Raw genomic sequence first — 22,979 nt, 5'->3', positions numbered from 1 at the left:
ATTGTTTCAGGCCATATACTGTTTACAGTTGTTGGTTGTTAATGTCATCTTTCATTTGATGAACGGCCATGCTGTAGATATTCCCTTTGTACCTTTGCCCACGCATGAAGCAACTCTCGCATCTCAATAAATATTTCTGGAAGTACAGGTGGCGGTTAATACTGGGCATTCTTTTCATTTTTATATCCAACTACTTTGCTGTGCTTGCACCCCAGGTTACGGGTTATATCATTGATAAAGTACAGGCGCATTTAACCGATGCAGCACAGGAAAAAATTGTACAGCAGAACGATTGGCTCGTTACGATCACCATTGCATGGATCGAGCAATTCAAATTTTCATTTACAGGTATTGTAGCCTTGTTTGGGTTGGTATTGCTGCTGTTTGCCATACTGCGAGGTTTCTTCATGTTTCTGATGCGGCAAACGATTATTGTTATGAGCCGCCATATTGAATACGATCAGAAAAGCGAAGTATTTCAACATTACCTGCAGCTCGACACCAATTTTTATAAAACACACGAAACAGGCGATCTGATGAACCGTATGGCCGAAGATGTAAGCCGTGTGCGGATGTATACAGGTCCGGCTATTATGTACCTCATCAACCTTATTGCACTCATTTGGCTGAGTGTTTATTATATGGTGAAGAAGAACCCCGAACTTTCGTTGTACGTGTTGGCGCCATTGCCCATTCTTGCAATTGCCATTTATTATGTAAACAACATTATTAATAAAAAGAGCGAAGAGGTACAGGCAAAACTTTCCGACCTTACCACCAATGCTCAGCAATCATATTCAGGTATTCGTGTAATAAAATCGTTTGTACAGGAAAAAGCCATGCTGCGTTTTTTTGAAAAAAACAGTGAAGACTACCGTACAAGCGCAACCGCTTTATATAAAGTAGAAGCCATCTATTTCCCCATCATGGGTTTAATTATCGGCATCAGCACCATTCTTGTGGTATTGATAGGCGGTTTAAAATATATGAATGGCCAGATCAACTTTGGCGACATGGCCGCATTTATTATGTACCTCACCATGCTTGCATTTCCGGTAAGTGCCATTGGTTGGGTGGCAAGCACCATCCAGCGTGCTGCAGCCTCACAGCGTAGGTTAAACGAATTTTTATTAACGAAATCTACAATACCCGTTACTGAAACAGGTAAAGAAATTGAGCTGCAGGGAAATATTGAATTTGAAAACGTAAGCTTTGTTTATCCGCATACCGGGATAAAAGCGCTGAGTAATTTTAATTTACAAATCAAGAAAGGAGAGAAGATCGCTCTGATTGGCCGAACAGGTTCGGGTAAATCCACAATCGCACAATTGCTTTTACGCTTTTACGATCCTGTGGCCGGTGTAATACGTATTGATGGAACGGAGATAAAAGATCTTGCTTTACAGGCTTATCGACGACAGGTAAGCTATGTACCACAGGAAGTATTTCTTTTTAGTGATACCATTGCAAACAACATCGCTTTCGGTGGCGGTAACGAAAATGAAGAAGCGATTAGAAATGCAGCAACTTCAGCATCTGTTCATCGGGATATACAAACGTTTCCCGAACAATACCAAACAATGGTGGGAGAGCGGGGTGTTACATTAAGCGGCGGACAGAAACAACGTATTTCCATTGCCCGTGCATTAATTAAGGATCCGGGTTTAATTATACTCGACGACTGTTTAAATGCTGTAGATGCCCGCACCGAAAAAGAAATTCTTACGCACCTTGCCACTTACCTGGAAGATAAAACAGCGATCGTAATTACGCATCGCATTTTCTCACTCCTCCAATTCGATAGAATATTGGTAATGGATGATGGGTTTATAGCCGAACAGGGAACCCATGAAGAACTGTTGCAAAAGCAAGGATTGTATGCCGATTTATACAACCGCCAGCAACTGGAAGAAACGGTTTCTTGATAGTGAAAATCAAGTGTTTCAGGGCTTTCTGGAAAATTTTGCCAAATCGAAAAGAAATATATCTTTGTCGCTGTTTGAAAATAAGCATTGACAACTAAAACCTAAAAACTGTGGCGTACGAAAACAATGACAAACGCATGGAAAGTATTTACAGCAAGCGGATCCGTGCCGGAAAGAGAAGAACGTATTTCTTTGATGTAAGATCAACCCGTGGCAATGATTACTACCTCACAATTACGGAGAGCCGTAAACGCTTTACCGGAGAAGGGTACGATCGCCACAAAATTTTTCTTTACAAAGAAGATTTCAACAAGTTTATTAAAGGATTGAATGAGGCAGTAGATTATGTGAAAACCGAGTTAATGCCCGATTTCGATTTCGATGCATTTAACCACGAAGATGCTCCTTCAAGTGGTGATGGTGATTATAATAATGATGTACAGGAAACTGTAGCAGCACCAGTTGCAGCAGCAGCTCCTGCACCAGCCCCCGCTCCTGTTGCCGCAGTTGAAGAAGTGCCTGCAGCAAGCGGCGACAACCTCGCCAACGAAGAGGTTGACAAATGGTAAGAAGAATCAAAACCGACTGATAAAAAGTAAGCCCCGCATTTGCGGGGCTTTTCATTTATGTTGAAGTCAGCTAAAAAGTTATTAGTACACTTTCACCATGTACACATATTCTAATACTTTATTCGCCTGTTGTGTACGATCCATTCCTTTTAAAGATGACTTAGAAGTAAGCTTCAGATCAACAGTAGAATCTGCTTTCTTCAATTCGTTTACTGCATCGATAATATATTTCGACTGAATGGCAAAAACAACGCCATCTGCTTTTGTTTCTTTGGTACTGAGGATACCGATCACTTCTCCAAAACGGTTAAATACAGGCCCACCGCTATTTCCGGGATTGGCTGCAACTGCAATCTGGCAGCTGAGCGTATCGCCGTTGAAGCCTGTTTTGGCACTCAGGTAACCTTCGCCGTAAACAATTTCGTTACGTGGATAACCCAATGTAAAAATAGGTTCAGCTATTGCTGTAGAAGATTTGCGGATGCTGTAAGGTAACGTAGCGGTTGCTTTATAATCTTTATCTTCTATTTTCAAAATAGCAATATCTCGTTCCTCGTCAATCTTTACAATCTGCGCTTTAAACTCTGCTCCTTTGTTGTTTGATACGAAAGCACCTTTGGCATTTTTTACCACATGGGCATTTGTAACCAGGTAACCCTTACCATCAACCAAAAATGCAGAACCAATACCGGTAATAACGATATCAGGACTTATTTTGCTGATAACATTATCAAGCTTACGATCCTGTTGTCGGTATTTTGTTTCGAGTTGATTTACTTTTTTACCTAACTCGGTAAGCGCTTTTTCGTTGCCTTTTGGTGCAACTAAAAGCGTCATGCTGCTGATTGAAAGAGCAGTAACACCAGCAATAGAAGCTGCAATGGTAATGGTGCGTTTGTAACGCTTCCATAAGTTTACCACTTTGGCGCTGCCCGATAATACTTCTTCTTTTATTTCACCATCCTGCATCAGCTGGTTGTGCACATCGTGCAGCGTATGTTTCATTTCACGAAGACCACCATAGCGCTCAAACTGTTGCAGAAAGAACGTATGCTCCACCACCATTTGATCAACCTCCTGGTTGCTTTGGCGGAGTTGCTCGAACATAGCTTTCTCTTCGGCGTTCATTTCGCCGTTGAGGTAACGTTCCGTTGCATCTAAAAGTAAAATCTCATCCATCTCAGTCCACTTTTTTATATTGTGCAAAGAATAATTTCTTTAACCGCATCAGGCATTTATACTTCTGGTTCTTTGCATTGTCGGCATTGGTATAACCAAATTCAGCGGCAATGTCAAGCATCTGTTTTTTCTGGATATAGTAGGATTCAAGTAAACTTTTGCAAGGCTCGCCCAAATGGGAGAGTGCTTTTTCCATAACGCCAAAGGCTTCGTTCTTCCGTTCATGGTCCTCCAGTTCTTCTTCCACCGGAACAGTTTCTTCCAGGCTCTCAACCGGGGCGCCAAAACGCTGAAGTTGCTGTAAACGCTTTAACCAAAGTCTTCGGCAAACCGAATAAACATAGGTTTTAATTTGGCAGTTCAGCTCCAGCGAACCATCCCGGGCCTTTTCATAAAGAACGATCATGGCTTCCTGAAAAACATCTCTTGCATCGTCTGCTGTACCATTATTGTTCAGGATAAACGCCTGTACCATGCTGTAATTCAGCCTGTAAAGGGTTTCTACCGCCTTCCTGTCGTTCCGGGCCAAGCCTTCCAGTAATTCCGATTCGTTAATCTCAGGTTTCACTATTTCTCTGTTTTAATACCAAAAAGGACAAATTGTAACCCAAAGAAAGGCCAAAAAAAATTTTTAAAAAAGTCGGGTTACCTTTTTTCGGTACAGGTATTAATCCTCGATAATTATCTTAAACTTTTAAAAATTTAAAAAGAATGAAAAAGGTTTTATTAGCGTTCGCTATCCTCGGTTTTGTAGCTTGTAACAATGAAGGTGAAAAAGCAGCTACTACAGATTCAACTGCAGTAGATACTCCAGCTGTAGCTCCAGCTACTGATTCAACTGCTACTGATTCAACTGTAGCTCCTGCTGCTGATACAACTAAAGCTGACACAACTAAGAAGTAATTTCAGCTTTCGGCTCACCGTGAAGAGTGAACAATCCCAGCTTGCCGGGGAGTGATGAGACCGAAATAAATCTTTCATATGGCAAGCAATCGTTAACGGCCGTTCCATTCCTGGAATGGCTTTTTTCGTTTTATGACCTTATCGAACACACATGCTTTTTGAAACAGAATGATCGATTGCGCAGATTTTTTTTACGGCTAACGCTTGTTTTATAGAAAACCCTGTCTACATTTGACTCTCATGACAACAAACAGAGCATACGGTTTCTTTTATTTTAGCTTCTTTTATTTTAGAATGAAGCCGGGCTTCCTTTTGTTGAAACAGAACTGATAACAGAACAAAACAACATAAAGAATCCCGGCTCAAAAGCCGGGATTCGTCATTTAAGACTATGGCGAAAGTTACAATACAAGGTTACGAAGGCAGTTTTCACCAGGAAGCGGCAAGGCAATTCTTTGGAAAGGATGTAGAAGTAATTCCCTGTGCAACATTCAGGGAAGTGGTAAAGATCGGCGCTAACAAAAAAGAAAGTGATGGTGCAGTGATGGCGATTGAAAATTCCATTGCCGGCAGCATCTTACCTAACTACAATTTATTACAGAAAAGTAACCTGGTCATTGTGGGCGAAGTGTACCTGCACATCAAGCAAAACCTCATCGTTAACCAAGGTGTAAAACTGGAAGATATTAAAGAAGTGCACTCGCATACCATGGCTTTGCAGCAGTGCTACGACTTTCTGGATAAATACAAATGGAAGCTGGTTGAAACAGAAGATACAGCGTTGAGTGCAAAACATATTCACCAGCACAAGAGCAAACATATTGCTGCTATTGCAAGTAAACTCGCTGCTGAATTATATGGATTGAATGTAATTGCTCCCGGTATTCAAACCATGAAGAACAACTATACACGTTTCCTCATTTTGCAACGTGAACAAAATGGTTCTATTGAACAGGCGAATAAAGCATCGGTGAATTTTGTGACCGATCATTCGAAAGGAAGTTTGGCAAGGGTGTTGGGAAAAATTGCTGATGGCGGTATTAACCTCAGCAAGCTGCAAAGCTTTCCCATTCCCGGCTCCGATTTCAAATACAGTTTTCATGCTGATATGGAGTTTGACAGCATTGAGCAGTTTCATAAAGTGATTGAAGCAATTAAACCTTCAACAGTTGAGTTGAAGATATATGGTGTTTATAAAAACGGAAAAACAATTTAACCCCTCTAAATCTCCCCTGAAAGGAAGACTTGGCAGCGGCACAAAAAGGTTGATTAAATAAAAGATAAACGAAAGTTGAACAGTATATGCAAACAGCAAAACGATTGGATGGCATTGGTGAATACTATTTCTCACAAAAGCTGCGTGAAATAGAAGAACTGAACAAGCAGGGTAAGCAGATCATTAATCTTGGTATTGGTAGTCCTGATCTGCCACCGCATCCTGATGTAATTAAAATATTGCAGGAAGAAAGTGTGAAACCGAATGTACATGGCTATCAATCGTACAAAGGTTCACTTGTGTTGCGCAAGGCCATGAGCGATTGGTATAAACGCTGGTACAATGTGGAGTTGAATGCTGATACAGAAATTCTTCCACTCATTGGAAGTAAGGAAGGCATTATGCATATCTGTATGACGTATTTGAACGAAGCTGATGAAGTGTTGGTGCCCAACCCAGGTTATCCAACATACAGAAGCGCAGTGAAGTTAGCTGGTGGTGTTTGTGTTGATTATGATTTGAAAGAAGAAAACAATTATGCTCCTGATTTTGCAGCATTGCAAGCAAGCGATCTTTCAAAAGTGAAATTGATGTTTGTGAACTATCCGCAAATGCCAACCGGACAAGCATCTGATAAAAAACTGTTTGAACAATTGGTTGCTTTTGGAAAGAAAACAGGCATCCTCATTATTCATGATAATCCCTACAGTTTTATTTTGAATGAAAACCCGATGAGTTTATTAAGCATTGATGGTGCAAAAGATTGTGTACTTGAATTAAACTCATTGAGTAAATCGAGCAATATGGCCGGCTGGAGAGTGGGTATGTTGAGTGGAGCAAAGGAACGTATTGATGAAGTGCTGCGTTTTAAAAGCAATATGGACAGTGGTATGTTTTTGCCTTTGCAGTTAGCTGCAGCAAAAGCATTGAGCCTTGGTAAAGATTGGTACGATGGCGTAAATGAAATTTACCGTGAACGTCGTAAAAAAGTATTTGAATTACTCGATTTGCTGAACTGTACTTATTCAACCGAGCAGGTGGGGATGTTTGTATGGGCAAAGATTCCTGCGAAGTACAAAACAGGTTACGAAGTGAGCGATGAAGTGTTGTATGGCAGCAATGTATTTATAACACCGGGCGGCATTTTTGGTAATGCAGGTGATGGGTATATCCGCATCAGCTTATGTGCACCGGTTGAACGGTTTGAAGAAGCAATCAGCCGAATTAAAAAATGATAATTGATAATTGACAATGGAACGTAAACGTATTGCAATCATTGGTGTGGGATTAATTGGTGGTTCACTCGCCATTCGTCTGCATGAGAAAAAGATCTCATCACGATTGATTGGTGTAGATGCCAGCAAAGAACACGAAACAAAAGCAATAGAGCTGGAACTGGTAGATGAAGTTTTACCATTGGAGGAAGCCATTGCACAAAGCGAAGTAGTGATACTGGCTTTTCCCGTTGATAAAATGGTGGGACTGTTACCATCGATCCTTGATAAAGTAGAAAATCAAATTGTGATTGATCTGGGTTCAACCAAATCGCAATTAACGGAAGCTGTTGCCAATCATCCAAAACGTGGACGATATGTTGCAACGCACCCGATGTGGGGTACGGAGTATAGCGGCCCCGCCGCAGCAGTACGTAACGCATATGAAAATAAAGCCGTGATCATTTGTGATGAAGGTGACAGTGATCTTGATGCATTGGAGTGGACAAAAGCGATGTATAAAAAAATAGGTATGCACTTGCTGAGTATGGAAGCGAAAGCACATGATCTGCATGCAGCGTATGTAAGTCATATTTCGCACATTACTTCGTTTGCATTAGCAAATACAGTGTTGGAAAAAGAGAAAGAAGACAATGCGATTTTCGAAATGGCGAGTGCAGGTTTTGAAAGCACGGTGCGTTTGGCAAAAAGTAATCCTGCCATGTGGGTGCCCATCTTTTTGCAGAACAAAGAAAATGTGCTGGATGTATTGAATGAGCACATTGAACAGCTGAAAAAGTTCAGAGATAAAATTGAACAGAGCAATGAACCTGAGCTGAGAGGATTGATTGAACATGCGAATAATATCAAACGGATTCTTAAATGATCTTTCGTGAAGCAACCATACAGGATATTCAACAAATGCAGGTTGTACGCAATGCTGTAAAAGAAAACACATTGAGTAACCCGGCTTTGGTAACCGATGCTGATGTGGAAAAATACATTACAAAGCGTGGGAAAGGATGGGTGTGTACGATCGGTGGTTCAGTTGTTGGTTTTGCCATTGCTGATTTAGTGGATCATAATATCTGGGCGTTGTTTGTAAACCCCGATGTGGAAGCAAGAGGCATCGGCAAACAATTGCATGAGCTGATGATGAATTGGTATTTCGAACAAACAAATGAAACGGTTTGGTTAAGTACAAGTCCGGGTACAAGAGCAGAAACATTTTATCGTAAGCAAGGATGGATTGAAACAGGTGTGTATGGAAAAGGAGAGATCAAGTTTGAAATGACGGAACAAAGATTTAAAGCGATGATGAGGGATTTATGATGTAGGATGTATGATTTAGGATATGAATGATGAATGATGAACGATCAGTAATGAGTGAGCAGAGTGTTCATCCCCTCCCTGGAGGGGCAACAGAGTGCAAAACATGAACAGAGATTGAAAGGGGTGGGTGAGATGAATAGAATTACAAAACGCACAAGAGTGCGACGCAACGAACGCTTAATAGCAGAACAAGTGTTCGCAACATAAAACTTAACTTTACAACCAATAACAATGCAAACATTAGAAGCAAACATGAAAGAAAAAGTGCAGGCTGCGTGGAATAAACGTCCGCTGGTGATCAGTGGTCCTTGCAGCGCCGAAACAGAAGAGCAACTGGTTGCCACAGCGCAACAGTTAGCCGCAACAGGAAAAGTAGATATTCTGCGTGCAGGTATTTGGAAACCCCGTACCAAACCCGGTATGTTCGAAGGGATTGGTGCAAAAGGTTTACCCTGGTTACAAAAAGCAAAAGAGTTAACAGGTTTACCAACTGCAGCAGAAGTAGCAACTGCCAAGCAGGTGGAAGATGCGTTAACGTTTGATGTGGATGTATTATGGATCGGTGCACGTACAACCGTGAACCCTTTCAGTGTACAGGAAGTAGCTGATGCGTTACGTGGTGTGGATGTACCTGTGTTGATCAAGAACCCCATTAACCCCGACCTCGAATTGTGGAGTGGTGCAGTGGAGCGTGTTGCTCGTGCAGGTATTAAACAAATCGGTTTGATCCATCGTGGTTTTTCTTCGTATGGTAATACCGAATACCGCAATGCACCAATGTGGCATCTGGCAATTGAAATGAAACGTCGTAACCCGGGTATGTTGATTGTGAATGATCCTTCGCATATCTGCGGACGCAGAGATATTTTACAGGAAACGGCACAACGTGCAATTGACCTCGACTTTGATGGTGTGATGATCGAAAGTCATATTGATCCCGATAAAGCATGGAGCGATGCGAAACAGCAGGTTACTCCTGAACGTTTGGGCGAAATGATCAGCAGCATCATCTGGCGTAAAGAAGATGTGGCATCGGAAGAATATCATGCTGCATTGGAAAAATTGCGTCAGCAGATCAATCATCTTGATGATGAATTGATGCAGATCATTGGTCAGCGTATGAAAATTGCTGAAAGCATTGGTCAGTACAAAAAAGATAACAACATCACCATCCTGCAAACAAACCGCTGGAACGAAATACTGGAACGTGCTTACAGAGAAGGTGAACGTAAAGGTTTGAGCAAAGAATTTATCACCAAGTATTTTGATGCGGTGCATATGGAAAGCATTAACCATCAGAAGAAGGTGCTTGATTCGTGAGTGGTGAATGGTGAGTTGTGAGTGGGCTGCGGAGCAATGATATTGCTTTCGTTGTGTCACTCACTTGTGCTGCAGCAATTCTATTCATCTTTTTTCTTTGTGCCTTAGTGCCTTTGTGGCAATCATATTATGGTAAAACAGACCTATCAATTTTCTACAGCATCGGTTGATTATTATTTCAACGGAAGTATGGAGCAACTGTCTGCAATTGCAGATACGAACAGCACTGTGCTCATTACCGATGAAAATGTTTTTGCTGCACACACTGCAAAATTCAATGGCTGGAAAACCATTGTAATGAAAGCAGGTGAAGCACATAAAATACAATCAACAGTTGATGATGTGATTCGCCAGTTGATTGAACTTGGCGCTGATCGTAAATCAACAGTTGTTGGTGTTGGTGGTGGTGTGGTAACTGATATGGTTGGTTACATTGCTGCAGTGTACATGCGTGGTATTGCCTGTGGTTTTATTCCTACAACTATTCTTGCCATGGTTGATGCAAGCATTGGTGGTAAGAATGGTATTGATGTAGGCGTGTATAAAAACATGGTAGGTATTATCCGTCAGCCTTCGTTTTTGCTGTATGATGTATCGTTGCTGGAGTCGTTACCATTAAAAGAATGGGAAAATGGTTTTGCTGAAGTAATTAAACATGCTGCTATTAAAGATGCAGCCATGTTTGATGAACTGGAGCAACACAGCATTGCGTACTACCAGGATAACAAAGAAGCATTGCAGCAGTTAATTGAACGTAACTGTTTAATTAAAACAAAAGTGGTTCAGGAAGATGAGTTTGAAAAAGCAGATCGCAAGCTGCTGAATCTTGGTCATACGTTGGGGCATGCTATCGAGAACAAATATGAATTGATGCATGGTCATGCTGTAACAATTGGCATGGTGGCCGCCGCAAAGATTTCGGAAGAGATCAACAATTTTTCTTCTGCTGAAAAGCAACGTCTCACCAAACTCATTGAACAATACGGACTCACTTCTTCTTTTGCGTTTGATAAAGCCGAAGCATTTGAAACGCTGAAGAAAGACAAAAAGAAAGCACAGGATGTTATGCAATATGTTGTGCTCAATAAAATAGGCGAAGCCAAAGTGATGAATATTCCTTTGGTACAGCTGAAAGAATTAATTGAAAATTTATAAGTAAAGCAAAGCCGGTGAGCCACCCTTGCGGGGTGACTCACCGCAAACAGCTATGAAGGTTACAATACATCCATCAACCATCACAGGAACTATTCAGTCGAACGCATCAAAAAGTTCGATGCAGCGTGCATGTGCTGCTGCATTGGTGGCGAAAGGAAAAAGCATCATTAAAAATCCCGGTCATAGTAACGACGATAAAGCGGCGATGGATATTACGCAACGCTTAGGTGGTACAGTTACAAACAATGGGAATGAACTGATCATTGAAAGTAATGGTGTACAACCCGTGAGCAGCGAGATCAATTGTGGCGAAAGTGGATTGAGCATCCGAATGTTTACACCACTGGTGGCATTGAGCAATCATGCACTAACGGTGAACGGCAGCGGCAGTTTGGTTACACGCCCAATGGATTTTTTTGATGAGATATTGCCACAGCTGGGTGTGCAGGTGAAAAGTAATGCAGGTAAGTTGCCGTTGAATATCCAGGGGCCGATCGTTCCGAAAAATATTACGATTGATGGATCACTCAGCTCACAGTTTTTAACTGGCATGTTGCTGGCGTATGCAGCAAGTGATGCAAACGATGTATCGATCACAGTAACAAATCTCAAAAGCAAACCTTACATTGATCTTACGCTTGATGTAATGAAACAGTTTGGGTTGAAAGTGCCGGAGAATAAAAATTACGAATCGTTTTATTTTTCAAAGTCGGATTTCGACTCCGCTCAATCCTCCGCAGAAACTCCTTCGACTTCGCTCAGGACTTACACCGTAGAAGGCGATTGGAGTGGTGCTGCATTCTTATTGGTTGCAGGCGCTGTTGCAGGTAATATTGTGGTAAAAGGATTGGATGTGTTTTCGCCGCAGGCTGATAAAGCTGTGTTGCAGGCATTGATGGATTGTGGTTGTGTAATTTCTATTCAACCCGAGCAGATTGAAATTGGTCCGGCGCCTCTGAAGCCTTTTCATTTCAATGCAACTGAATGCCCGGATCTGTTTCCACCACTGGTTGCACTCGCATCTTATTGCAACGGTAAATCAGTAATTGAAGGCACAACACGTTTAACACATAAAGAAAGCAACCGGGCATTAACACTGCAGGAAGAATTTGCAAAGCTGGGTGTAACGATTGAGTTGCAGGATGATCTCATGATCGTTCATGGCGGTGGCGGATTAAAAGGTGCTACTGTACATTCACGTCACGATCATCGTATTGCCATGGCTTGTGCTGTTGCAGGGTTGAAAGCAGCAGGTGATGTAACGATTGAAGAAGCAGAAGCGATCAATAAATCGTATCCTGATTTTTATGAGCACTTGAAAGTATTGGGTGCAAACGTATCTTTATAATCAAACCATTCAACATTGAACTCATTCGGTAAATTATTTCGTGTATCCATCTTTGGCGAATCGCATGGCGAAAGTGTAGGTATTGTGGTAGATGGTTGTCCGGCAGGATTATCATTAACAGCTGATGATCTGTTACCCGATCTTGAACGCAGAAAAGGCGGTAAGCAAAAAGGAACAACACCCCGCCAGGAAGCAGATTTTCCTTTTTTCAAAAGCGGAACGTTTAATGATAAGACCACAGGTTTTCCCATTGCTATTTTCTTTGAGAACAATAATACCCGCAGCGAAGATTATGCAAAGCAACGGAGCATTCCACGTCCGGGGCATGCCGATTGGGTGGCGCATCAAAAGTTTGGTGGCCATGAAGATTATCGTGGTGGTGGTCACTTCAGTGCACGACTCACAACAGGTTTGGTAGCGGCCGGTGCTATTGCAAAAAAACTCATGAGTGGCGTCGGCATTCATGCTGAGGTAATTGAAATAGGAGGAGAGAAGGATCTGGAAAAAGGTTTGCAAAATGCGATCGATGCAAAAGATTCTGTTGGTGGTTTGCTTGAATGCAGAGTAACAGGATTGCCTGTTGGTTTGGGTGAACCATATTTCGATTCAGTTGAATCAGTATTGGCGCAGATGATGTTTGCTATACCTGCAGTACGTGGTGTGGAGTTTGGAACAGGTTTCGCTGCAGCAAAAATGTTTGGGAGCCAACACAACGATGCCATTGATGATATGACGGGTAAAACAAGAACCAATCATGCAGGCGGTGTGGTAGGTGGCATCAGCAATGGAAATGAGTTGGTATTTCGTATTGCCATCAAACCAACTTCATCAACACCAAAAGAACAAACAAGCTTAAACTGGGATACGGAACAACAGGAAACATTTTCTATCAAAGGCCGTCATGATCTTTGTGTGGCCTTGCGTGCTCCAGTTATTGTAGAAGCTGCAACGGCTATTGTATTAGCTGATCTCATGTTACAAGAACAACAGATCAAACGTATCGTCTCCTAAACTTTTCATTATGTTTTTACGCTTAACGATTGCTTTTTTTGCCTTGCTTACTACAACCTCTTCATTTGCACAAACCGATGCAAAGATTGAAGTGGTGAAACACAATCATGTAGCACTGCATGTAAAAGATATTGCAGCCAGTACAAAGTTTTACAAAGAAGTGATGGGATTGGAGCCGGTTGCTGTACCAGATTCACTCAAAGCAATACGTTCATGGTTTAAATTAGGAACCGATCAGCAAATACATTTATTGGCAGGAAGAGAGTTTGAAGTAAAGAACGATCGCAACGGTAGTCACTTTGCATTGTTTGTTATATCGATCACTGCTGTTGAAAAATATTTAACGCAACACAAGATGAGCTTTCACAAACAGGTTCGTTTTGATGGTGCAGTACAGATCTATGTTGCCGATCCGGATGGTTACCTGATTGAACTGAACGAAGTAAAACGTTAACGATGCCCATTATTTATCATGTTACTACTGCTGCTGAATGGACTGCAGCAAAAGCCAATGGCTATTACGAATCTCCATCATTAAAAGCTGAAGGATTTATTCATTGCTCCCAAGACCACCAGGTGGCGGGTGTGCTTGAGCGTTATTTCACAGGCAAAGCCGATCTTGTAAAACTGGTGATCGATACCGATAAGCTCACGAGCCGCTTTGTGTTTGAATGGAGTCCTTCAACTGAAGATACCTTTCCGCATGTGTATGGAACAATTAATGTGGATGTGGTGGTGGACGTAATTGAACTATAAGTTTATTTAAGACTGTAGCGGACAGTAATTTGCTTTGAAACAATAACTTTCGGATTTGTGGGTTCTGCATCGGCATCACGAAGCATTGATAATGGTGGGTATGCAGTCCATCCACCTGTTCCTTCTGCTTCTTTTATTGTTATCTGAATAACCCTGTCAAGTTCACGTTGCGATTTTGAAGAAACCAGTAATGCATCTTCTTTTGCTTTCAGAAGCAGTTTGTCATAGAGTTTGTTGGCTGCCTCTTTCATTTTTGAAGAGTATGTGTTTACAAGAAAGCTTTGAATGTTTTGTATAGCTCTTATTTTTTTACTGAACTCTTTCAAATCGGTTAGAGATTTAAACAATACTGATATTTGACGATGACCTCTGTTCATATTATTGAACGCAATATCATTAACAACGGTATCTAATTTCATTTCTTTTAATAAGCTGTATACATATTTAATCGCTGGATTCTCTTCATATTTATATTCATCCTCTATTACCGTCTCGATAGGTGAAAAAAACAAAGTGAATGTAAATGTTTCCGGTTCAACCTGCACAGAATCAATGACAGTAACTTCAATAAAATCGGGTTCATTTTTTTGGGCTGAAAGCGTAAACGAAAATGATATACTGAGAAATAAGGCAAGCAGTTTTTTCATGATTAGTTCTTTTGTGTGAATTTATTAAGTTTCTTAAAATCAAGATCCAGCACTTCATAGTTTCTGTTATTCGGCCAGTAATAATGCCACCATTCTGTTTCCAGTGCAGTAAAGCCATGTTTCAGCATTACCTCTTTCAGAACTTTCCTGTTTTGTAAAACAGTTGTGCTTAATTGTGTAAAGGAGTGATGGGCAGTATCAGAAAAATTATCAAAGCCGGTACCCATATCTAATTCAATACCTGTTTTCAAATCAATGATGGTTAAGTCAACAGCCAGTCCACGGTTATGCCCACTCCCTTTGCTTGGGTTTGCAACATAACGTTCATCTTTTATCAGCTCCCAGAATTTAATGGTAACAGAGTACGGGCGATAAGCATCAAAAATTTTTAAGCCCAACCCTTTTTGTTTCAGTTCCTGTTGTACCTGTTGTAAAGCATTGGCAGCAGGCAGGCGCAAAAAAGTAGATGTGGTTGTTACAGGGTACAGAGGTAGTTTTACGAAATTGTTTACAGTAGCATAACGTAAATCATAAACTAAACCGGGCATTTTTGTTTTTAATTCAACCATTTGTTTTTGATTGTCTTTTTTTAACGTATGCTTGTAGCTTTTTTCAGATGCTATATAGGAGACACCATAAGAGCTGGTTTTCAATTCCTGTGCTGTAACAGGTGTTGGACAGTATAAAAAAAAGACAGAAAGCCCGATTGCCATGTGCAACCGTTTTGTTATTTTAATTATCTGAAAAGCATTCATGCCTAACCTGTTTAATGGAAAATAAATGTAATAAATACATGAGAAAAGCATTCGATTATTCTTTTTGTTGTGTCTGCATCGGTATTCTCTTTTTCTGCTATTCATGTGGGGAAGGAAAACCCGGAGAGATTAAAGATATTGTTGAAGAACCTGCACAAATGAACCAGCGTGTTGAAACAAATATCAACGAATATCTTTCTGCAATTGGAAATGATGGTGAGCTGGATGATACGACTACATTTGTTTTAATTGCTGATGTAAAAAACTTTTATTCCGAAACAGGATATAAACCTGTTTGGTGCGATAACGAAGCTTTTCTGCCGGTAGCCGACTCGTTGATATTGTTTATTAAAAATGCAAAACAATATGGGTTATTTCCAAACATGTACCACAATGCAGTAATGCAAACAGTGAATGATCGGTTTGTTGCAGATACGGCTTCAACAGGCGATCGCAGAGATGCTGGTTTATGGGCGAAAGCAGATGTACTTTTAACAGATGCTTTTTTTGCCATTGCTAAACATTTATACGTGGGGCGGTTAAAGCCGGATAGTTTATCGGCCAGAACCGATTCGTTGGTAACCGATGATTTTTATGCAGCACTCATTAAACAAGTAAAAAAAGGGAAACAACTTTCTGATATACTGCATGCACTCGAACCTAAGCATGAAGGTTATATTGAATTAAAGCATGCAATTCATTCATTTCTCGATAGTGCAGATTTTCAACATACGTTCACCTATGTTTCTTATCCTTATAAAGATTCGCTGGAGTTTGTAGAAACGCTTACCAAACGTTTACAGGAAGAAGGAGTACTTAGCTGGCAAATAAAAGAAGTTGACAGTATGCAGTTAAAAGAAGCATTGATTAAATTGCAGAAAAATAAAAAACTTACTGTAGATGGTAAGTTTGGCGCACAGGTAGTACGTTATCTTAACAATACCGATCAGGAAAAATTCAAACGCATTGCCATTAACCTCGACCGTTATAAATTACTTCCTGCTGAAATGCCCGAACGGTACATATGGGTTAATTTACCGGCTTATCAATTGCAGTTATGGGATAAGGATACTGTTCGTCTTGAAAGCAGAGTTGTGGTAGGTAAACCCATTACACGCACTCCGTTACTTACAAGCCGCATCAGCGATATGGTTGTTTATCCGCAATGGACAATTCCCAACAGTATTATCATGAAAGAAATTGTGCCGGCATTACGCAAAAATCCCGGCTATCTTGCCAAAAAAGGATATGCATTAATGACTTGGGAAGGAGAAGAAGTAGATCCATATACAATTGACTGGACGAAGTATAAAAAAGGCATTCCGTTTCGTATAGTGCAGGGCAGTGGTGATGACAATGCGCTTGGTATTATGAAATTCAATTTCCCCAATAAATATTCAGTGTACCTGCACGATACCAATCAACGTTATTTGTTTAAAAACGATAAGCGTGCCTTAAGTCATGGGTGCGTGCGGGTGCAGGAATGGGAAAAACTTACTTATTATATTTCAGGATTAGACAGTACAAATTATGAGTTTGATACATCAAGAGTTGTAAGCGACTCTATTCGTGTATGGCTCGACAGGAAGGAAAAGCATGTGGTAAAAGTAAAAAGTAAACTACCGGTTTATTTCCGTTATTTTACCGTGGCAGTTAAAAACGGCAAACTTGTTTTCTTTGAAGACATCTATAACGAAGACAAAACAGCTCGTGAAGCTTATTTTTCAACAAAATAACGATTGATGCCAAAACCTCTTTTCGTAGTGGGTTTGTTTTTCTTGTTTTTTCATGTTACCGCAATTGCACAGCAAGACAGCAGCAAACCCACAAAAAAAGCAACAGGCAAGTCAAAAATTCAATACGGCTTAGCCAGCTTTTATTCAAATAAATTTAATGGCCGTAAAACGGCAAATGGCGAAATATTCAGTCAACAGAAACTAACGGCGGCGCATAATACTCTTCCGCTAGGCACCTATGTGCGTGTTACTAATTTACGTAACGGTAAAACGGTTGTGGTTAAAATAAACGACCGGCTACATCATCGCAATAAACGCATTATCGATCTTACAAGGGCTGCTGCTACTAAACTTGGATTTATCAAGAGTGGTCTTACAAGGGTTAAAATAGAAGTTCTGGGTAAAAAGCCTGTTTCCCGGTAAGTTTTTCTAGGGACTTTTTTTTTGTGGGTTATTTTATTTTACGGTTATGCTACCTACCGTTATTTTTGCTCAATCCAAAACAATTGATATATGAAAAAATTGCTTTTATTGCTTTTTGTCATGGGTGGTTGTTCAGCCGCTTTTGCACAAAAAACGGATCTTAAGAAACAGCCATCCTTCGGCTTTCAATTTTCTTTTTTTGATTATAAATCAGGTGTCGACATTCAAAGCAAAGGGTTAGCTGCTGTATTAAGAGAAAAACAACTTGGCAAAGTACAGCGCATGAGCCCGGGCATTACATTAAATTATATGCAAGGGCTTACGAACAATATTGATGTAATGGCAAGAGTTGGTTTTTCATTTCTTAAATATCCTACACGTGGTGTAACTACTATTTCACAGGGTGACAAGTTTTACTCTGAAATTGATGCGAACCTAAATTTTAAGCTTTTATCAGATAATTATTGGGTAGTACCATATTTACAGGCTGGTATTGGGGCTTCAATGGAACGCACTAATTACATGGCACAAATGCCTTTTGGTGCCGGACTTCAAATTAATCTGGGAAGCCAGGTGTTTTTGCATCTTAATACAAACTATAGGGTTCCTATTACAGCTAAAGCAAACTATGGTCTTGCTCATTCATTCGGATTCAGTGTTCCTTTCACCGAACGCAAAGCTCTTCCGCCACCACCTCCTCCTGCACCTGAACCTCCAAAAGATAAAGATGGTGATGGCGTGTTAGATGTAGATGATGCTTGTCCTGATGTTGCAGGTTTAGCCGCTTTACGTGGTTGCCCCGATACAGATAAAGATGGTATTGCCGATAAAGATGATAAGTGCGTTGATGTTGCAGGTGTAGCTCGTTACAATGGTTGCCCTGTACCCGACAGCGATAAAGACGGTATTAATGATGAAGAAGATAAATGTCCTCAACAGGCAGGTGTAGCCCGTTACAGTGGTTGCCCTGTACCCGATAGCGATAAAGATGGTGTAAATGATGAAGAAGACAAGTGTCCTTCAGTTGCAGGTACTGTTGCGAACGCAGGTTGTCCTGAAGTAAAAGAAGAAATTAAAACAAAGGTTGAATTTGCAGCCCGTAATATTTTCTTTACAACAGGCAGCTACCAGTTAGCAAAAAAATCGTTTGCTCCATTAAATGAAGTAGCACAGATTTTAAAAGATAACCCAACACTTCAGTTAGATGTTGAAGGCCATACCGACAATACAGGTGATGCTGCCAAAAACCAAACGCTTTCTGAAAACCGTGCTGCAGCAGTAAAAGCCTACTTGGTGGCACAGGGTATTGAAAAAGGTCGCTTAACATCGGCAGGTTACGGTCAGGATCGTCCGGTTGCAGATAATAAAAATGCAGCGGGTAAGGCTCAAAACCGCCGTGTAGAACTGAAATTAAGAAGCTATTAATTGCAATAATATCAGGTAAAAAAATCTCCCTTTGTAAGGGAGATTTTTTTATGCCCTGCCGTTAACAAGTTTTATCTTCGCCCACTTACAAAAGCAAAAGGTCAAATACAGATATGAGTACTACGAAAGAGATAGTGATGAGTGGTCTTCGCCCCACAGGTTACCTGCACCTTGGGAATTATTTTGGAGCAATGCGCAACTATGTAAAAATGCAGGATGAATACGAATGCTATTTTATGGTGGCCGATTGGCATTCGCTTACAACACATCCCGATACAAAAGAGTTGAAGGAAAATGTACGTCGTGTATTTGCTGAAAATATTGCTTGTGGATTAGATCCTGAAAAAGTAGCATTCTATTGTCAAAGCCATGTTTACGAAACAGCAGAGCTGTATTTGTATTTAAATATGCTTGCTTATAAAGGCGAACTGGAAAAAACTACAACGTTTAAAGATAAGGTTCGTCAACATCCCGAAAATGTAAATGCAGGATTGTTAACGTATCCGGTTTTGCAGGCGGCCGATATTATTCTGCATCGTGCAAAGTATGTTCCGGTTGGTAAAGACCAGGAACAACATCTCGAAATGTCCCGCAATTTTGCCAACCGTTTCAACCATCGTTATGGCGATGTATTTCCCGAACCACTGGCTTTTAATTTTGGTGGCGAGTTAATAAAAGTGCCCAGTCTTGATGGTACAGGTAAAATGAGTAAGAGCGAAAACCAGAACGCAACTATTTACCTGGCCGATGAAGACGATGTGATCCGCAAAAAGATTATGAAGGCAAAAACAGATGCAGGTCCAACAGAACCAAATTCTGTAAAGCCGGATTATATTGAAAACATTTTCCAGTTAATGGGTTTGGTAAGCACAGCCGATACTGTGCAAAAGTTTGAAGACGATTTCAACAACTGTGTTATTCGCTATGGCGATATGAAGAAGCAACTGGGAGAAGATATGGCGAAGTTTGTAGCTCCTATTCGTGAAAAAGCAGCTGCAATACAAGCCGATGAAGATTACCTGAAAAAAGTAATGCAGCAAGGTGCTGAAAAAGCCCGGGCAAGTGCGCATGAAACAATAGAGCTGGTAAGGCAGGCAATGGGATTGAATTATTACTAAAAAATCTAAACCCCGAAAACCAAAATCCAAAAAGATTTGATACATTCAACATTCACGGATTTTAGTAATTGTTTTTTTGGAATTTTAAACAGTTTATGGCGAAAAGTAAAAAACCAAAACATGTGGCAATTGCCGGCAATATTGGAGCCGGTAAAACAACGTTAACAGAAATGCTGGCCAAGCATTACAAATGGATTCCCCAGTTTGAAGATGTGGACCATAATCCCTACCTCAACGATTTTTATGAAGATATGCCCAGGTGGAGCTTTAACCTGCAGATCTACTTTTTAAATAATCGTTTGAACCAGGTATTGGAAATTCAGCGTGGTACGGAAACGGTTATACAGGATCGTACCATTTTTGAAGATGCAAATATTTTTGCTCCCAACCTTCACGATATGGGGTTAATGGGCAAGCGTGATTTTAATAATTACTACTCTTTCTTTTCTACACTAAAGACAATGGTATCGCCGCCCGATCTGTTGATCTATCTTAAAGCATCTGTACCAACGCTTGTTGCACAAATACAGAAACGGGGCAGAGAATACGAAGAAAACATTCGTCTCGATTATCTGAAGAAGTTAAATGAGTATTACAATAAGTGGATTGATAATTATAAAGAAGGAAGCTTATTGGTAATAGATGTAGATCATAACAAATTTGCCGAAAACGAGGAGCATTTTGGTGAGATCATCAATAAAATTGATTCTCAACTGTACGGTTTGTTCTGATTCATCTTACAAAAAAATCGTTGTACAATATGGAACAGGAAAGCAAAAACGGATTTTGTTTTTATGCAGGTTTGTTTGGTGTACTCATGTCTGTTGTTTCATTGTTCCAGATGTTTGCCTTTGGTGCAGAGAACTGGATGGCACTGGCTGTAATGATAGTGGAGTTACTCAGCATTACTGCATATTCCTTCCTTATGGCAAAGAGTCGGTTTACATTACCGTTGTTATTCGGCAGTACTGTATTGGTATTACTCATGAATATCCTGTTTATTCTTACACTCTCATTTTCTTTAATAATTGTTTTCCTCCTTATTTATTCAATTGTTATTCTTTCAATTTTTTGGGCAAATGGATATACGCCCTATCTTAAACAGCGATATGCATTGAAAAAGAAAGAAACGCTTGAATGGCAAAATAAACTTTCTTAAAAAAATTAAACCCCGCCAGGAATAGCGGGGTTTTGTTCTTAGCAAACAATCGATTACGACCACTTACACTTGCGGCGAAGCAGCAAGGATATCCTCACTACAGCCGGAAGCATATTTTTTAAAGTTCGTTGTAAACTGCTCTGCTAATGCAATTGCCTTAGCATCGTATGCAGCTTTATCGGTCCAGGTATTTCGGGGATTCAAAATTTCAGCAGGTATTCCTTCGCATGTTGTTGGAATAGCAAGATTAAACACAGGCATATTTTCGTAAGCAACATCGTTTAATTTACCATTTAATGCTGCCGTTATCAACGCTCTTGTGTACGACAGTTTAATACGACTGCCAACACCATAGCAACCACCTGTCCAGCCGGTATTAACCAGCCAAACATGTACGTTGTGTGCATTCATTTTTTTGCCTAACAACTCTGCATACTTAGCAGGATGCAATGGTAAAAACGGAGCACCAAAACATGCACTGAAGGTTGACTTAGGTTCGGTAACACCTGCTTCTGTACCCGCCACTTTTGCGGTATAGCCACTAATAAACTGGTACATGGCTTGTTCTTTCGTAAGTCTTGATATAGGAGGCAGCACACCCGTAGCATCGCAGGTAAGAAAGAAAATATTTTTTGGCAGACCTGCAACGGCAGGTTCCAATGCATTACTGATGTAGTGAAGCGGATAACTTACCCTTGTGTTTTCGGTAATGCTTTTATTGGCAAAATCAATTTCGTTGCTTCCGTTGTAAAAGCCAACATTTTCAACTAATGCACCTGGCTTGATGGCACGGAATATTTCAGGTTCTTTTTCTTCTGTAAGATCAATACATTTAGCATAACAACCACCTTCGAAGTTGAACACAGAATCATGATCCCATCCATGCTCATCATCACCAATTAATTTACGTGAAGGATCTGCACTTAGTGTTGTTTTACCTGTTCCGCTCAATCCAAAAAACACAGCAACATCAGCAGCTTCACCAACATTGGCACTGCAATGCATACTCAACACATTCTTTTGTTGCGGCAGTAAATAATTCAGTACAGTAAAAATGCCTTTCTTCATTTCACCTGTATAACCGCTTCCGCCAATAAGGATCATTTTATGTGTAAAGCTTACAATTGCAAAGTTGCTATTGTTTACTCCATCAGTTTCGGGATTTGCAAAAAAGGAAGGAGCTTGTATAATATGCCAATCCGGTTCAAAGCTTTCAAGCTCTTCATCAGTTGGGCGTAAAAACAAATTATAGGCAAACAAGTTGCTCCATGCGTTCTCATTCACCACACGAATATTCAGACGATAGTTTTTATCGGCACATACATACGAATCCCGCACCCATATTTCATCCTTTGTGCCTAAATAATCCATCATCTTTTTATAAAGAATATGGAAATATTTTTCATCGATGGCTTGGTTAAACTCATTCCAATGAACTGTATCTTTTGTAACCTCATCCTGTACAATAAACTTATCCTTTGGCGAACGGCCGGTGAATTTTCCTGTATTGATGCAAAGGGCGCCGGTGTTGTTTAAATAACCTTGGCCACGGTTAATCGTTTGCTCGGTTAATTCTTCCGGACTGAGTTGGTAATGGATATTGCTCGATAACTTTAAGCCGAGCTGCAGCAATTTCTGCTCGGGCAGATAAACACTTGGTATAGACATAATCAATAGTTGACTTTATATGGCCGCACAAAAGTAACAGGTTCGGAATTTCTAAAAAAATTACGCAATCGTTTCCGTTTTTAATATTTCTACTGAAAATAACAGAATGTTAGATTGTTT

The 22,979-nt window shown here is 40.4% G+C and carries 24 protein-coding genes; 19 read left to right on the top strand and 5 right to left on the bottom strand.

Features of this window, described 5'->3' with window-relative positions:
• Window positions 1–104 precede the first annotated feature (104 nt).
• Window positions 105–1,925 carry an ABC transporter ATP-binding protein gene (locus ESA94_RS17140; RefSeq protein ID WP_129132167.1) on the top strand — a complete coding sequence of 607 codons (1,821 nt, stop codon included), beginning with the start codon at window positions 105–107 and terminating at the stop codon, window positions 1,923–1,925.
• Between the two features lie 110 nt (window positions 1,926–2,035).
• Window positions 2,036–2,494: a DUF3276 family protein gene (locus tag ESA94_RS17135; protein WP_129132166.1), complete on the top strand. Its 459-nt coding sequence runs from the start codon at window positions 2,036–2,038 to the stop codon at window positions 2,492–2,494.
• Window positions 2,495–2,575: 81 nt separating this feature from the next.
• Here the strand turns inward: ESA94_RS17135 and ESA94_RS17130 are convergent, their stop codons facing one another.
• Window positions 2,576–3,673 carry a S1C family serine protease gene (locus ESA94_RS17130; protein WP_129132165.1) on the bottom strand — a complete coding sequence of 366 codons (1,098 nt, stop codon included), beginning with the start codon at window positions 3,671–3,673 and terminating at the stop codon, window positions 2,576–2,578.
• A 1-nt stretch (window position 3,674) separates the two neighbouring features.
• On the bottom strand, window positions 3,675–4,241 hold the full coding sequence (locus ESA94_RS17125) for an RNA polymerase sigma factor (RefSeq protein ID WP_129132164.1): 567 nt from the start codon (window positions 4,239–4,241) through the stop codon (window positions 3,675–3,677).
• Between the two features lie 143 nt (window positions 4,242–4,384).
• On the opposite strand from ESA94_RS17125, the gene ESA94_RS17120 reads away from it, so the two are divergent.
• From ESA94_RS17120 to ESA94_RS17070, 11 genes are all read left to right on the top strand, one after another.
• Window positions 4,385–4,576, top strand: coding sequence for an entericidin (locus ESA94_RS17120; protein WP_129132163.1), 192 nt, complete (start codon window positions 4,385–4,387; stop codon window positions 4,574–4,576).
• Window positions 4,577–4,967: 391 nt separating this feature from the next.
• Window positions 4,968–5,792 (top strand): prephenate dehydratase, encoded by an 825-nt coding sequence (locus ESA94_RS17115; RefSeq protein ID WP_129132162.1) that lies wholly within the window; start codon window positions 4,968–4,970, stop codon window positions 5,790–5,792.
• 86 nt (window positions 5,793–5,878) lie between these two features.
• A complete protein-coding gene (locus tag ESA94_RS17110) occupies window positions 5,879–7,027 on the top strand; it encodes a pyridoxal phosphate-dependent aminotransferase (RefSeq protein WP_129132161.1) in 1,149 nt (382 codons plus the stop codon).
• 16 nt (window positions 7,028–7,043) lie between these two features.
• Window positions 7,044–7,892: a prephenate dehydrogenase gene (locus ESA94_RS17105; RefSeq protein WP_129132160.1), complete on the top strand. Its 849-nt coding sequence runs from the start codon at window positions 7,044–7,046 to the stop codon at window positions 7,890–7,892.
• On the top strand, window positions 7,889–8,338 hold the full coding sequence (locus tag ESA94_RS17100) for a GNAT family N-acetyltransferase (RefSeq protein ID WP_129132159.1): 450 nt from the start codon (window positions 7,889–7,891) through the stop codon (window positions 8,336–8,338). The genes ESA94_RS17105 and ESA94_RS17100 overlap by 4 nt, the downstream gene beginning before the upstream one ends.
• 231 nt (window positions 8,339–8,569) lie before the next feature.
• Window positions 8,570–9,658 (top strand): chorismate mutase, encoded by a 1,089-nt coding sequence (locus ESA94_RS17095; RefSeq protein ID WP_240671084.1) that lies wholly within the window; start codon window positions 8,570–8,572, stop codon window positions 9,656–9,658.
• A 129-nt stretch (window positions 9,659–9,787) separates the two neighbouring features.
• The gene (gene aroB, locus ESA94_RS17090; RefSeq protein WP_129132158.1) at window positions 9,788–10,813 is read left to right on the top strand and encodes a 3-dehydroquinate synthase; all 1,026 of its coding nucleotides are present in this window, start codon (window positions 9,788–9,790) and stop codon (window positions 10,811–10,813) included.
• A gap of 52 nt (window positions 10,814–10,865) precedes the next feature.
• Window positions 10,866–12,161 carry a 3-phosphoshikimate 1-carboxyvinyltransferase gene (gene aroA, locus ESA94_RS17085; RefSeq protein ID WP_129132157.1) on the top strand — a complete coding sequence of 432 codons (1,296 nt, stop codon included), beginning with the start codon at window positions 10,866–10,868 and terminating at the stop codon, window positions 12,159–12,161.
• A gap of 15 nt (window positions 12,162–12,176) precedes the next feature.
• The gene (locus tag ESA94_RS17080; protein ID WP_129132156.1) at window positions 12,177–13,172 is read left to right on the top strand and encodes a chorismate synthase; all 996 of its coding nucleotides are present in this window, start codon (window positions 12,177–12,179) and stop codon (window positions 13,170–13,172) included.
• A 10-nt stretch (window positions 13,173–13,182) separates the two neighbouring features.
• Window positions 13,183–13,626 carry a VOC family protein gene (locus ESA94_RS17075; RefSeq protein WP_129132155.1) on the top strand — a complete coding sequence of 148 codons (444 nt, stop codon included), beginning with the start codon at window positions 13,183–13,185 and terminating at the stop codon, window positions 13,624–13,626.
• Window positions 13,627–13,628: 2 nt separating this feature from the next.
• Window positions 13,629–13,928 carry a DUF952 domain-containing protein gene (locus ESA94_RS17070; RefSeq protein ID WP_129132154.1) on the top strand — a complete coding sequence of 100 codons (300 nt, stop codon included), beginning with the start codon at window positions 13,629–13,631 and terminating at the stop codon, window positions 13,926–13,928.
• A 2-nt stretch (window positions 13,929–13,930) separates the two neighbouring features.
• Here the strand turns inward: ESA94_RS17070 and ESA94_RS17065 are convergent, their stop codons facing one another.
• Window positions 13,931–14,575 (bottom strand): SIMPL domain-containing protein, encoded by a 645-nt coding sequence (locus ESA94_RS17065; RefSeq protein WP_129132153.1) that lies wholly within the window; start codon window positions 14,573–14,575, stop codon window positions 13,931–13,933.
• A 2-nt stretch (window positions 14,576–14,577) separates the two neighbouring features.
• On the bottom strand, window positions 14,578–15,288 hold the full coding sequence (locus ESA94_RS17060) for a M15 family metallopeptidase (protein ID WP_129132152.1): 711 nt from the start codon (window positions 15,286–15,288) through the stop codon (window positions 14,578–14,580).
• An 80-nt stretch (window positions 15,289–15,368) separates the two neighbouring features.
• On the opposite strand from ESA94_RS17060, the gene ESA94_RS17055 reads away from it, so the two are divergent.
• From ESA94_RS17055 to ESA94_RS17030, 6 genes are all read left to right on the top strand, one after another.
• The gene (locus ESA94_RS17055) at window positions 15,369–17,066 is read left to right on the top strand and encodes a L,D-transpeptidase family protein (protein WP_164972779.1); all 1,698 of its coding nucleotides are present in this window, start codon (window positions 15,369–15,371) and stop codon (window positions 17,064–17,066) included.
• Between the two features lie 6 nt (window positions 17,067–17,072).
• Window positions 17,073–17,489 carry a septal ring lytic transglycosylase RlpA family protein gene (locus tag ESA94_RS17050; protein ID WP_129132150.1) on the top strand — a complete coding sequence of 139 codons (417 nt, stop codon included), beginning with the start codon at window positions 17,073–17,075 and terminating at the stop codon, window positions 17,487–17,489.
• 90 nt (window positions 17,490–17,579) lie between these two features.
• Window positions 17,580–18,914 carry an OmpA family protein gene (locus ESA94_RS17045; RefSeq protein ID WP_129132149.1) on the top strand — a complete coding sequence of 445 codons (1,335 nt, stop codon included), beginning with the start codon at window positions 17,580–17,582 and terminating at the stop codon, window positions 18,912–18,914.
• Window positions 18,915–19,027: 113 nt separating this feature from the next.
• Window positions 19,028–20,032 carry a tryptophan--tRNA ligase gene (trpS, locus tag ESA94_RS17040; protein ID WP_129132148.1) on the top strand — a complete coding sequence of 335 codons (1,005 nt, stop codon included), beginning with the start codon at window positions 19,028–19,030 and terminating at the stop codon, window positions 20,030–20,032.
• 95 nt (window positions 20,033–20,127) lie between these two features.
• Window positions 20,128–20,763, top strand: coding sequence for a deoxynucleoside kinase (locus ESA94_RS17035; RefSeq protein ID WP_129132147.1), 636 nt, complete (start codon window positions 20,128–20,130; stop codon window positions 20,761–20,763).
• A 29-nt stretch (window positions 20,764–20,792) separates the two neighbouring features.
• The gene (locus tag ESA94_RS17030) at window positions 20,793–21,191 is read left to right on the top strand and encodes a hypothetical protein (RefSeq protein ID WP_129132146.1); all 399 of its coding nucleotides are present in this window, start codon (window positions 20,793–20,795) and stop codon (window positions 21,189–21,191) included.
• Between the two features lie 63 nt (window positions 21,192–21,254).
• Here ESA94_RS17030 and pckA read toward each other — a convergent pair whose 3' ends face one another.
• A complete protein-coding gene (gene pckA, locus ESA94_RS17025; RefSeq protein ID WP_129132145.1) occupies window positions 21,255–22,859 on the bottom strand; it encodes a phosphoenolpyruvate carboxykinase (ATP) in 1,605 nt (534 codons plus the stop codon).
• Window positions 22,860–22,979 lie beyond the last annotated feature (120 nt).

The sequence above is a fragment of the Lacibacter luteus genome, assembly GCF_004118265.1.
In the GTDB taxonomy this organism is placed as follows: Bacteria; Bacteroidota; Bacteroidia; order Chitinophagales; family Chitinophagaceae; genus Lacibacter; species Lacibacter luteus.
This window is presented reverse-complemented; position numbering and strand designations above follow the sequence as displayed.